Origin of the sequence: Nocardia sp. BSTN01 (assembly GCF_015354405.1) — a bacterium.
GTDB lineage: Bacteria > Actinomycetota > Actinomycetes > Mycobacteriales > Mycobacteriaceae > Nocardia.
This window is the reverse complement of the sequence record NZ_JADKYP010000003.1, coordinates 227,848-239,983: the sequence shown is the minus strand read 5'-3', so window position 1 is coordinate 239,983 and position 12,136 is coordinate 227,848. Positions and strand designations below refer to the sequence as shown.

Genomic DNA, 12,136 nt, shown 5'->3' with positions numbered 1-12,136 from the left:
GTCGGCTCGGTGAACGGGGCCCCGAAGGCAGGGGGCACCGTCGTCCTGCCCAAGCGTTTTCACGCGAAGGTCGATGTCCGGTGGTCGGATATGGACGTCTTCCAGCACATCAACCACGCTCGCATGGTGACGTTGCTCGAGGAGGCGCGTATTCCGTGGCTGTTCGAGGGGGAGCGGCCCACCGCGGGGCTGCGTACCGGCTGTGTTCTGGCCGATCTGCACGTTCGCTACCGCGGCCAACTCCGGCACGAGGACACGCCGCTGGATGTGGCGATGTGGATCGAACAGTTGCGCGCGGTGGATTTCACCATCGGCTACGAGGTCCGCGCGAACGGCGTGGCACTGGATTCACCGCCGGCCGTGGTCGCCAGCACCCAGATCGCGGCATTCGATATCGACACCCAGCGGCTGCGCCGGCTCACCGACGAGGAGCGCGAATATCTGAGCTTGTGGCGGGCCGAATAGCGGCGACGACACCTCCTGACGACCTCGATTCGATGCTGCGCATATCCGATCCCGCCGAGCGGGAGAACCTCGCGACCTTCCTCACCCACGCGATCCGCCTGGATCCGGCTGCCGTCGTGCGATTGCATCGCCGCGGCGACCGCTATGTCACCGCGTGGACGGCCACCGGGTTCGAGGTACTGGCCGCACGCACGGTGGTCGGCGAACTGGACGTCGTGGACGTCACCGTCGCCGGCGACACCGCGTTGTCCGGACTCGAACGGCCCGGCGCCGACGGGCGCATCGAGGTGGGGTATTCGATGGATTCGGCCTGGCGTACCGCCCTGCCGCCCGCTGCGGGTTTCGCGCATATCGATGATGTTCCGGCCCGGAGCCTGGTCGAACTCGCCGAACGCGGGGCTCAGGTGGCAGCAGAACACAGTGCCGGCCACGGTCCGCCGGCCTCGCTGCTGGAGCAGACGGTGTTGACCGTCACCGGCGGCGACGAGCGGGTCGAGGTCCCGATGCGCGTCGTCTTCGCGCTCACCGCAATGGGTTTCATTCCGCACGCCGGGGGCGAAGCGGACTCTCGCCGCATCGCGCCCGGTGAGACCGTGCGGGTGCGGGCCACCCGCAGCTGGCTGCGGCTGGACGCCCGGTACGGCTCGGTCGCCCGTCGCCGCAGTGGGCCGCTGCTGGCCGGTTGACCGGCGCCCGGTAGTTCATTTCCCTTCCGCCACGGCGGTTTTCCACCACGCGACGGTGCCTGCCGCAACCTCCGGCAGCGGTGTCGGCGCCAGGCCGAGCAGTCTCTCACTGTGCGTGGAATCGAGTCGGAAGGGCCGCTCGAACTGGTAGTTCATCTCTGCCAGCTCCCGCATCATCGAGCTCACGACGCCGACCGTGCGCAGTGTCCAGCCCGGCAGCGCAACGACTTTCGGCATCGGCATCCCAGCGGCCTCGGCCAGCGCGGCCACCAGTTCGCGCATCGTGACCGCCGGGGCGGTCGGGGCGTGCAGGAAGGTGTTCCACAGGGTGCTGTCCGCGGCGGCCCGGATCATGGCCGCGGCGAGATCGGGCATGTAGGTGAACGAATGCGGCAGATCGGCCTTGCCGAAGATCTGAACCGTCTTGCCCGCCAGGATATTCGGCACCATCCGGTCACCGGCGTGCGAGGTGCGCACATGCGGCCCGATGAAATCGGAGGCGGCCACGCTGACCGTCGGCGTCGGCGACGCCTCGCGAGCGCGCAGGAGGTGTACCCGGATCGCCGGTTTGCCGAAATCTGCGGTGCGCGGCATGTTTTCGGTCATCGGCCGGTCTACCGGGCCGTAGGAGTACAGGCTCTCCGGAAACACGACGACCGCACCGGTGCGCCCCGCGACGTCCAGGATCGTCTGTTCGGCGCCGGGCAGTTCCGCCCGCCAGGTCCGCGCGGAGTATTGCGACGCGTGGACGCAGTGGTAGATCGCGGCGGCACCGTCGACCGCTGCGGCCAGCTGGTGACGATCGTTGACGTCCACCGAGCGGCGCTCGATGAGCGGATGGTCCGGACCGCTGCCCGAGCGGGTCAGGATGCGGACCGTCGCTCCGGTGGCGGCGAGTTGTTCGGCGATCGTGGTGCCGACGGGTCCGGCTCCGGTGACGACATGCAAATCCGACATGGTGTGCTCCAATCTCTTTCGAGAGCACTGCTCTTGTGCTCACGGACGAGTGTGCCCCATATCCGTGGACATTTCAAGAGCAGCGCTCACGATTGTGATCGGCGCGCGCTGTAAAGGGTCAGGCAGCGCCCTCGCCCAGGTACTGCAACCACACCGGATCCAGATCCGAAGTGGTCGACAGCAATCGCCAATGCGGCCCGGTCGGCGAGACCAGGGGGTGCATGAGCGTCCAGCCCAACTCGCTCAGGAGTTTGTCGGCCTTGCGGTGATTACAGGGAGCGCAGGAGGCTACGCAGTTCTCCCAGGAATGCGCGCCCCCGCGACTGCGTGGAATGACATGGTCGATGGTTTCGGCCTTTCCGCCGCAGTACGCGCAGCGATAACGATCCCGGTGCATGAGTGCCGCACGGGTCATGGGGACCCGGGCGCGGTAGGGCACTCGCACGTAGTTGCGCAGCCGGATCACCGACGGGAGCGCGACCGAGGCGCCGGCGGAGTGAACGACCGGGCCCTCGGGATTGTGATGAACGGTATCGGCCTTGTCGCAGACCAGCAGCACGATGGCACGCCGGGCGGGCAGTGCGGTCAGTGGCTCGTAGGTGGCATTCAGAAGCAGTACCCGGCTCTTGGACCAGGCGGTAGCTGTGGATTCGGTATTTCGGTGCGTGATCGCACCCGGGGACGAATGTCCCGGTGACGCGGACGGATGTCCCGGAGAGGAATATGCGGAGAGGATATGCAGCGGAGTAGCCCCCGACCCACGATTGTGGACATCGGCGGGCTGGAGTTGTCGGTGCGCTCTCGCCTCGTGTGACCGGGCGCCGTGCCGCTGCTTCATGGATGGACCCCGAATTCTGCTAGGTCGGTTCGTGTGCTGATCGGCAGACACTGTCACCAAGTTGACCACGGAACGTGCCCGTGTGCACAGTGATTTCGGTGCCGAAATTCGGGCCGGGTGCGCGGATCGCCGGTGGTCGACGCGGTGCGGCTCGGTATCCGGTGCCCGGATACCGGTGTCGGAGGCGATTATCTGCCGTGTTGCCGTCCCCGCGGCGACCGTCGTCTGAACGTCGCGTGATCCGCCGGTGACCGTCGGGCGGCTCCCGTACGGGTGGGCCGTCCGCGGGCGGTGCGGGCACAATGGTGGGCGGATACGGGCAGGCGAGCAGATCGAGAGGGTCGATGACTTCCGGCGAACAGACGGCGACATCGTTCTACGAGGCGGTCGGCGGGGCGGAAACGTTCCGGCGGATCGTCGCGGCGTTCTATCGGGAGGTGGCCGCCGACGAGATCCTGCGGCCGCTGTATCCGGAGCAGGACCTCGGCCCGGCCGAGCGCCGGCTGCGCATGTTCCTCGAACAGTACTGGGGCGGTCCGCGCACTTATTCCGACGAACGGGGGCATCCCCGGCTGCGCATGCGGCATATGCCGTTCAGTATCGGACCGCTCCAGCGCGATGCGTGGTTGCGCTGCATGCATATCGCGATTGCCGAGATCGAGCCGGACGTTCTCGACGACGAACATCGGCGTGCGCTGCTCGACTACTTGGAGATGGCCGCGAATTCCCTGATGAATTCCCCCATGTGAACCGGGCTGGGGATTCGACTGTGACAGCGTCATCGGCCGGGGGACAGTCCGAGCTCGCAGTGGGGGACGCCCCCGGGCATACGGAGGAATCGGCGCCGCCGTGGTGGCGTTCGGCGGTGTTCTATCAGATCTATCCGCGCTCGTTCGCCGACGCTTCCGGCGACGGTGTCGGTGATCTCGCCGGCGTGCGCGACCGGCTCGGCTATCTGGAACTGCTGGGCGTCGACGCGCTGTGGATCTGTCCGGTGATGCGCTCGCCGATGGCCGACGGCGGATACGACGTCAGCGATCCGCGCGATATCGACCCACTGTTCGGCGACCTCGCGACCATGGACGAGTTGATCGGCGCAGCCCACGAGCGCGGCATCCGGGTGACGATGGACCTGGTGCCCAACCACACCAGCGACCGCCACCCGTGGTTCGCGGCCGCGATGGCGGCCGTCCCCGGCAGCGCGGAGCGGGCCCGCTACATCTTCCGCGACGGCCGCGGGCCCGACGGCTCGCAACCGCCCAACAACTGGCCCAGCATCTTCGGCGGTCCCGCGTGGACGCGCGTTACCGAGCCCGACGGGACGCCGGGGCAGTGGTATCTGCATCTGTTCGCGCCGGAACAACCGGATCTGAACTGGGACAACTCGGAGGTCGTCGCCGATTTCGAGCAGACCATGCGGTTCTGGCTCGATCGCGGTGTCGACGGCTTCCGCATCGATGTGGCACACGGCATGGCCAAACCGCCCGGACTGCCCGATATGGATCCCGTCGTGGTGGCCGCGGTCGGGCTGTCCGCCGACCCGTCGGCGACCCATCCCACGGACGCCGAAGCGAAACTGCTGGTGCACGACGACGGCGATCCGCGCTTCAACAATCCGGGGGTCCACGACATCCACCGGCGGCTGCGCAAGGTGGTCGACGAGTACCCGGACGCGGTGTCCATCGGCGAGGTGTGGGTCGAGGACAACATCCGCTTCGGCGAGTACGTGCGTCCGGACGAACTTCACCTCGCCTTCAACTTCCGGCTCGCCGAGACACCGTTCGACGCGGTGAGAATTCGTGCGGCAGTGGAGAATTCGCTGGAATCGGTGGCGCGCGTCGGCGCCGTCCCGACGTGGACGCTGTCCAATCACGATATCGAGCGGGAGGTGACCCGCTATGGCGGCGGCGCGTCCGGCATCGCCCGTGCCCGGGCGATGATCATGCTCGAACTGGCGCTTCCGGGTGCGGCTTTCGTCTACAACGGCGCCGAACTGGGGCTGCCCAATGTCGACGATCTGCCCGAGGAGGTGCTGCAGGACCCGGTCTGGGAACGCTCCGGCCACACCGAACGCGGGCGTGACGGCTGCCGGGTGCCGATCCCGTGGGAGGGGACGAATCCGCCCTTCGGATTCACCGGCGGTCCCGATTCCTGGCTGCCCATTCCGGCGGAATGGGCCGATCGGACCGTGGCGGCGCAACGTGAGGCACCCGACTCGACACTGTCGCTGTATCGGGCCGCCCTCGAGTTGCGCGGTACCCGAGCCGAATTCGACGGCGACACCGTCGACTGGCTCGACGCGCCGGAGGACTGTCTCGCCTTCCGCCGGCCGGGCGGACTGATCTGTGTGCTCAACGCCTCCGCGGCCCCGATCGCGCTGCCTCCGGGCACGGCGCTGCTGGCGAGCGCGCCGCCGCACGGTGCCCTGCTCGCGCCGGAGTCGACGGCCTGGTTGGTGTGACACGGGCGGCTCGGCGCGGACCGGTAAACCACGATCGTCTACCGTTGATCTGTGAGCATTCTCGAAACAGTGCTGATCTTTCTCGGCATCCCGCTGGTGATCTACGCGGTGATCGCCGGATTGTCGTTCCTCGGCAAACCGCTGCCCGGTGAGAAGCCGGTCCACTACGACCTCGGGAAGAAGTGGACCGCGGAGCCGGTGCTGTGGAGCGCGACCGATGAGGTGACCGCATTCGGTCACAGTGTCGCTGAGTCGTCGCATGGACACCATGCGGCCATCGAATCCGGGGCAGATCTGATCGGAGGCCGGGCAAGTGGCAACTTCTAATTGGCCTGTGGTGGACCCGTCCACCCTGCCGCACGGGTACGCCATCACCCCCAGCGGGCGGGTATCCGGTGTGCACGAAGCCGGTGATGTGTTCAAGGAAGCGCCGTTCAACGACCGTGAGCGGCTGCTGATGGACAACACCCTCACCGAGGCGACTCGCAGCACCAAGGTCCGGTTCAACATCTACATCGGCGATCTGGGCGCGGATGCCGCCGCCGGCGCCGACGCGGTGTTCCCGTCGACTCCCGAGGCGGCACGTTCGGTGCTCATCGCCGTCTCGCCGAACGACAAGGCGGTCGAGGTTCGTTCCGGTCGCGACGTCGCCGACCGCGTGAACGACCGAGTCTGCCAGCTCGGTGTCACCGCGGCGCTCGCGTCGCTGCGGCAGGGACAGCTCGTCGACGGACTCGTCTCCGCCGTCCGTGTGATGGCATCCGCGATCGGCCGCCCGAGCTGATTCGTCCGCACTGATCGGCACGCTCGCGCCGGTTCGCATCAGGGCCACGCACCCCTTCCCGGAACAGCCGGGAAGGGGTGCGGCTGTATACGGGCGACCCGAAATACGCTGTGAGCGTAAGCGCGCTCGCCCGCCGCGGTGGTGGCCGTAGGCTCACCGCATGGCCGAGTACCCGCAACTGCATTCGATCCCCGGCGGACGCGACCTCGAGTCCGCGTCCTCGACCGGTGCGGACAGCGCGGCAGCCCCCGCGGCCGAATCCGCTCCTCGACCGCAGCGAGACGTACTGCGGTCGGTGCCCTCGCGCCCCGATCGGCCTCGCGAAACCCGCGCCGCCCGGGAACCGCTGTGGCGTGAGGTGCTCGGAGAGCGGTTGCGCGAACTGCGCCGCGACCACGGGGAGACGCTGACCGAAACGGCGGGCCGAGCCGGGATTTCGCCGCAGTATCTGTCGGAGATCGAACGGGGGCGCAAGGAGCCCTCGAGCGAGATGATCGCCGCCCTGGCCGGGGCGCTCGGCACCAGCTTGGGCGAACTGACCGCCGAGATCGCGACCGACCTGCTCCGTGCCACGCGTCTCGCGCCGGTACGCCCGCTGGCCGCGCGCCCACCCGCCGGGCCGACCATGTTCGCCCGCGCCGCCTGAGCGCGCGCCGGCGGCAGCCGAGGGTTTCACCGGCAAGCCGATGGTTTCTTTCAGCTGCGGGCGCCGAGGATGGTGTCGGCCAGCCCGTATTCCACCGCTGCCTGCGCGGTGAACACCCGATCGCGATCGGTGTCGTGCCGTAGGGTCGCGACTTCCTGACCGGTGTGGCGGGACAGGATCGTCTCGATTTCGGCGCGCATGCGGACCAGTTCGTCGGCCTGGATGATGAGATCAGGAATCGCGCCCTGTCCGCGCGTCGCCGGCTGATGCAGGACGGCGCGCGCATGCGGCAGCATCGCCCGCCGGCCCGCGGCGCCGCCGGCCAGCAGCACCGCCCCGACCGCGATGGCCTGGCCGACGCAGGTGGTCGCCACCGGCGACGAGATGTGCTGCATGGTGTCGTAGATCGCCAGCATCGCCGACAGATCGCCGCCCTCGCAGTTGATGTAGAGGTTGATCTCCTGGCCCGCGCTCTCGGCGTCCAGATGCAGCATCTGCGCGATCAGCGCATTCGCCACCCCGGAATCGATCGGGGTGCCGAGGTAGACGATCCGCTCGGTGAGCAGATGCGAGTAGACGTCCATGATCCGCTCGCCGCGCGGGTGCTGCGCGATGACATTGGGAATGGTGTAGCTGGTCATGATGTGCCCCTATGCTTTCCCGGCCGACATTCCGATGCGCTGGCGTTGCGGGATGACCTGGTCGAAGGAGTCGACGATGTGGTCGATGAAGCCGTACTCCCGAGCCTCGGTCGCGGTGAACCAGCGGTCGTGCAGCGAGTCCTCGTAGATGCGGTCGAACGGCTGCCCGGTGTCCTCGGCGATGAGTCCGAGCACGGTGTTCACGGTGTGGCGCAGATCGTCGGCCTGCACCTCCACCTCGCCCGCGCTACCGCCGATGCCCGCCGACCCCTGATGCATGAGGATGCGGGCGTGCGGCAGGGCGTAGCGCCGACCGCGAGTACCGGCCGAGAGCAGGAATTGCCCTGCGCTGCAGGCCAATCCGAGCGCCAGTGTCGACACCCGGCACGGCACCAGCCGCATCACGTCGCGAATCGCGAGCATCGACGGGACCGACCCGCCCGGCGAGTGAATCCACAGCGAGATGTCGGCCTCGGGATCCTCGGCCGCGAGGGTGAGCATCTGGGTGGCGAGCAGGGTGCCGTTGTCGTCGTCGAGCCCGCCGTCGAGGACGAGGATGCGGCGGCTGAGCAGTTGCTCCCGCGACCGCCAACTGAACAACGGAATCTTGTTGTCGTCGTGAGCCATACGCCCACCGTGCCCCAGCAGGCCCGGCACGGGCCCGTCATGCTGCTGTCAGCAGATCTGCTCACAGCAGCATGATCACGGGTGCGCGACGGTGCTCCACCGGTTGTGATGGGCGAGGGGGATCCGCGCACTGTCGGCACGGCCCAGGCACGACGACTACTCCTCGAGACCGCTGTATCCCACCGTGGCGGTGCGCCGCACGGCGTCCGCCGCCGGTGGCACGCCGTTGCTGCGGGTGGCCATACCCGGTGCGAGGCCGGCCGCGGTCCGGTTCAGTACACAACGTGACCGATTCGAGGCAACCGACGCTGTGAGGGGGCTCGGCCACGGTCTACCGAGGACGCCCCGGGGCCGTGGTGGCAGCTGCGCCACCACGGCCGACCCGACTCAGGCGATGTCGGCGGCGCGGGCGCGCAGCGAGCGTTCGATTCCCGCCTTACCCTCGATCACCAAGCGGCGCAGGGCCGGCGGATGGTCATCGGCGAGGAACTTGTCGGCCACGGCCACGGCCTCCTCGCTGATGGCCCAGTGCGGATAGAGGCCGACGACGACGGTCTGCGCGACCTCGCTGGAACGGCGCTCCCATACCGAGGCGATCTCGTCGAAGTAGCGCTGCACGTACGGTGCGAGCAGCTCGCCCTGCCCGATCGGCGCGAAGCCGCCGACGATCGCGCGGGCGGTGATGTTCGGGACGGAGTCGTCGTCCATCACTGTGTGCCAGGCCTTTTCCTTGACCTCGGCCTGCGGGCGGGCGGTCGCGGCCGCGGCCGCCTGGCGCCGTCCGGCGGCGGTGGGGTCGCGCTCGAGTTCGGCGTCGATGACCGGCGTGTCGGTGCTCTCGGCGTCGAGCTGACCGGCCGCCGCCAGCGCGCCCACGATCCGCCAGCGCAGATCGGTGTCCACCGCGAGGCCGGGCAGCGCGGCCGTGGCCGGATCGGAATCCAGCAGCAGAGTGCCCAGCACCTCACTGTGCCACGGCGACAGGCGCGCGCCGGTGAGGGCGTTGACGAAGGCCAGCTGATGGTCCGAACCCGGCTCGGCCGCCCGAGCCAGTTCGAGGAGACGATCGGCGAAGGCCGGCCATCCGGTCTGATCGGCCCATTCGGGGTCGGCGTAGCTCGCCAGGGCGGTCTGTGCCTGCATCAGAAGCCGTTGCACGACACCGATTTCGGTTTCGGCGCCGATTCCGCGCTGTACCAGCGCCACGAAATCCCGGGCCCGCATCTCCGCCTGTCGCGTCATCTCCCATGCCGCCGACCAGCACAGCGTGCGAGGCAGGGATTCGGCGATATCGGCGATCCGGGCGATCACGGTGTCCAGCGACTGCGGATCCAGGCGCAGCGAGCAGTAGGTCAGGTCGTCGTCGTTCACCAGCACCAGCTGACCGCGCTCGACACCCACCAGCTCGGCGACCTCGGTGCGCTCGGCGGCGTCGAGATCGAGCTCGACGCGCTTGGTGCGCACCAGTTTTCCGTCCCGGTCGTCGTAGACGCCGATGGCCAGGCGATGGACGCGATACTCGCCGGCACCGGGTTCGGCGCCGCCCTGCACGACCGCGAATCGGGTGAATTTCCCGTCGGCGTCGACCTCGAAGTCGGCACGCAGCGTATTCAGGCCGGTGGTCTTGAGCCACTGCGCGCCCCAGCCGGAAAGGTCACGCCCGGAGGACTTTTCGAGTGCTCCGACCAGATCGTCGAAGGTGGCGTTGCCGAAGGCGTGGGCGGCGAAGTAGTCCCGCAGCCCGGCCAGGAACGGTTCCAGCCCGACGTAGGCCACTAGCTGCTTGAGCACCGAGGCGCCCTTGGCATAGGTGATGCCGTCGAAGTTGACCTCCACGGCCGCGAGATCGGGGATGTCGGCGGCGATGGGATGGGTGGAGGGCAGCTGATCCTGCCGGTACGCCCACGACTTCTCCACATTGGCGAAAGTCGTCCAGGCGCCGGTGTATTCGGTGGCCTCGGCCTGGCACAGGACCGAGGCGAAGGTGGCGAAGGATTCGTTCAGCCACAGATCGTCCCACCACTTCATGGTGACGAGATCGCCGAACCACATATGCGCCATCTCGTGCAGGACGGTCTCGGCGCGCCGCTCGTAGGAGGCCCGGGTGACCTTGGACCGGAAGACGTAGTCCTCGAGGAACGTCACCGCGCCGGCGTTCTCCATGGCGCCGGCGTTGAACTCGGGAACGAACAGCTGGTCGTACTTCCCGAAGACGTACGGGACGCCGAAGTTGCGGTGGTAGAACGCGAAACCCTGTTTGGTTTCGGTGAAAAGCCGTTCCGCGTCCATGAATTCGGCGAGCGAGGCGCGGCAGTAGATGCCGAGCGGGATCGTGGACTGATCGTCGGTGTACACATCGATCCACTTGGCGTACGGCCCGGCGATCAGCGCGACCAGGTAGGTGCTCATCCGCGGCGTCGTCGCGAAGGTGTGCTCGACCACCTCGCCGACCGTGCGGGTGGCGGTCGCGGCGCCGTTGGAGATCACCTCCCAGTCGGCGGGCGCGGTGACCGTCACGTCGTAGGTCGCCTTGAGGTCGGGCTGGTCGAAGCAGGCGAACATCCGCTTGGCGTCGGCGGTTTCGAACTGCGAGTACAGATAGACCTTGTCGTCGGTCGGATCGACGAAGCGGTGCAGGCCCTCGCCCGTGTGGGAGTACACGCAGTCGGCCTCGACCACCAGGACGTTGTTCTCGGCCAGCTCGGTCAGGGTGAGACCCTGGGACTCGTCGTAGCCCGAAATGTCGAGTTCGGCGCCGTTGAGAACGGCCGAACGCACACCGGCGGCGACGATATCGATGAAGGTCTGCGCGCCCGGAGTGGCGGTGAACGTGACCGTGGAGCGCGAGAAGAACGTCTCGCCGGCGGTGGCCGCGGGGCCGGTTGGCTGCCCGGCGAGGTCGAGTTCGACGCGATAGTTCTCCACACTGATCGTCGCGGCCCGCGCGATGGCTTGTTCGCGGGTGAGGTTCGGTGCAGACAAGGAGACTCCTTCGCTCGGACCGGTCGTGTGGACCACGCTGCGGATGCAGTCGCTGACGGTGCCCAGAATGCCACGTTCGCGCCCGCACGGCTGGGGCGACCGTGCATCCGCACCCCGTGCGAGACAAAACGCCGCGCGCCGCGCCACCGAGCGTCCGGTGCCGCCGGGGCGCTCGGTAGGCTGGGCGTTCGTGTGCGGCGGACAGCGAAGCGAGGAGGGCCGGTGAAGCACATCCACGCCGGTAAGGTGCGCGATCTCTACGAGGACGGGGAATCGCTGATTCTGGTCGCCTCCGATCGGGTCTCGGTCTACGACGTGGTGTTGCCGACGCCGATTCCGGACAAGGGCGCGCTGCTCACGCAGTTGTCGAACTGGTGGTTCGACTACTTCTCCGAGGTGCCCAATCATGTGCTCTCGACCACCGACGTCCCGGACGAATTCGCCGGGCGCGCGGTGCGCGTGCGACCGCTGAAGATGGTGCAGGTGGAGTGCATCGCCCGCGGCTATCTGGTCGGTTCGGGACTGCAGGAGTACCGGCGGACCGGCGCGGTCTCGGGAGTGGCGCTGCCCGCCGGGCTGCGGGAGGGAGACGAACTTCCCGAGCCGATCTTCACCCCGACCACCAAGGCGTCCGCGGGGCACGACGAGCCGATCACCTTCGACGATGTGGTGAATCAGGAGGGACGCGAGGTCGCCGAGAAGTTGCGCGACCTGACCCTGCAGATCTACACCCGCGGCGCCGAGCATGCTGCGGGGCGCGGGGTGATCATCGCCGACACCAAGGTCGAATTCGGCTGGGACGGTGACGTTCTCACCCTCGGTGACGAGGTTCTGACCTCCGACTCGTCGCGGTTCTGGCCGGCCGACGAATGGGAGCCGGGCCGGGCGCAGCGCTCGTTCGACAAGCAGTTCGTCCGAGACTGGGCGACTTCCACCGGCTGGGACAAGGAGCCGCCCGGCCCGGAGATTCCCGCCGAGGTCGTGGCCGTGACCCGCGAGAAGTACATGGATGCCTATCAGCGCATCACGGGCAACACCTGGTCGTGAGA

General features: G+C 68.1%; 13 protein-coding genes. 8 read left to right on the top strand and 5 right to left on the bottom strand.

Annotated elements, in window-relative coordinates; genetic code table 11:
- Window positions 1-45: 45 nt before the first annotated feature.
- Together IRT45_RS04555 and IRT45_RS04550 are read left to right on the top strand one after the other, a co-directional pair.
- The gene (locus IRT45_RS04555) at window positions 46-465 is read left to right on the top strand and encodes a thioesterase family protein (RefSeq protein WP_039776988.1); all 420 of its coding nucleotides are present in this window, start codon (window positions 46-48) and stop codon (window positions 463-465) included.
- 32 nt (window positions 466-497) lie between these two features.
- Window positions 498-1,151, top strand: a complete 654-nt coding sequence (locus IRT45_RS04550) for a hypothetical protein (protein WP_194804599.1) — start codon at window positions 498-500, stop codon at window positions 1,149-1,151.
- 15 nt (window positions 1,152-1,166) lie between these two features.
- Here the strand turns inward: IRT45_RS04550 and IRT45_RS04545 are convergent, their stop codons facing one another.
- Both IRT45_RS04545 and IRT45_RS04540 read right to left on the bottom strand, forming a co-directional pair.
- Window positions 1,167-2,108 (bottom strand): NAD-dependent epimerase/dehydratase family protein, encoded by a 942-nt coding sequence (locus IRT45_RS04545; RefSeq protein WP_194804598.1) that lies wholly within the window; start codon window positions 2,106-2,108, stop codon window positions 1,167-1,169.
- 118 nt (window positions 2,109-2,226) lie between these two features.
- On the bottom strand, window positions 2,227-2,946 hold the full coding sequence (locus tag IRT45_RS04540; RefSeq protein ID WP_194804597.1) for an HNH endonuclease: 720 nt from the start codon (window positions 2,944-2,946) through the stop codon (window positions 2,227-2,229).
- Window positions 2,947-3,290: 344 nt separating this feature from the next.
- Between IRT45_RS04540 and IRT45_RS04535 the strand changes: the two genes are divergently transcribed.
- The 5 genes from IRT45_RS04535 (at window position 3,291) to IRT45_RS04515 (ending at window position 6,837) form a co-directional block, all read left to right on the top strand.
- A complete protein-coding gene (locus IRT45_RS04535; protein WP_063000763.1) occupies window positions 3,291-3,695 on the top strand; it encodes a globin in 405 nt (134 codons plus the stop codon).
- Between the two features lie 59 nt (window positions 3,696-3,754).
- Entirely contained in the window at window positions 3,755-5,407 is a 1,653-nt protein-coding gene (locus tag IRT45_RS04530; RefSeq protein ID WP_194804708.1) for a glycoside hydrolase family 13 protein, read from the top strand.
- 51 nt (window positions 5,408-5,458) lie between these two features.
- Complete coding sequence (locus tag IRT45_RS04525) at window positions 5,459-5,734, top strand: hypothetical protein (RefSeq protein WP_194804596.1); 276 nt, start codon at window positions 5,459-5,461, stop codon at window positions 5,732-5,734.
- Between the two features lie 10 nt (window positions 5,735-5,744).
- The gene (locus IRT45_RS04520) at window positions 5,745-6,191 is read left to right on the top strand and encodes a DUF5130 family protein (RefSeq protein ID WP_194804707.1); all 447 of its coding nucleotides are present in this window, start codon (window positions 5,745-5,747) and stop codon (window positions 6,189-6,191) included.
- A 160-nt stretch (window positions 6,192-6,351) separates the two neighbouring features.
- The gene (locus IRT45_RS04515) at window positions 6,352-6,837 is read left to right on the top strand and encodes a helix-turn-helix transcriptional regulator (RefSeq protein ID WP_194804595.1); all 486 of its coding nucleotides are present in this window, start codon (window positions 6,352-6,354) and stop codon (window positions 6,835-6,837) included.
- Window positions 6,838-6,887: 50 nt separating this feature from the next.
- Here the strand turns inward: IRT45_RS04515 and IRT45_RS04510 are convergent, their stop codons facing one another.
- The 3 genes from IRT45_RS04510 to pepN form a co-directional block, all read right to left on the bottom strand.
- Window positions 6,888-7,478, bottom strand: coding sequence for a ClpP family protease (locus IRT45_RS04510; protein WP_194804594.1), 591 nt, complete (start codon window positions 7,476-7,478; stop codon window positions 6,888-6,890).
- A gap of 9 nt (window positions 7,479-7,487) precedes the next feature.
- Window positions 7,488-8,105, bottom strand: coding sequence for a ClpP family protease (locus IRT45_RS04505; RefSeq protein ID WP_063000754.1), 618 nt, complete (start codon window positions 8,103-8,105; stop codon window positions 7,488-7,490).
- A gap of 387 nt (window positions 8,106-8,492) precedes the next feature.
- A complete protein-coding gene (gene pepN / locus IRT45_RS04500; RefSeq protein WP_194804593.1) occupies window positions 8,493-11,087 on the bottom strand; it encodes an aminopeptidase N in 2,595 nt (864 codons plus the stop codon).
- A gap of 222 nt (window positions 11,088-11,309) precedes the next feature.
- Between pepN and IRT45_RS04495 the strand changes: the two genes are divergently transcribed.
- Window positions 11,310-12,134 (top strand): phosphoribosylaminoimidazolesuccinocarboxamide synthase, encoded by an 825-nt coding sequence (locus IRT45_RS04495; RefSeq protein ID WP_194804592.1) that lies wholly within the window; start codon window positions 11,310-11,312, stop codon window positions 12,132-12,134.
- Window positions 12,135-12,136 lie beyond the last annotated feature (2 nt).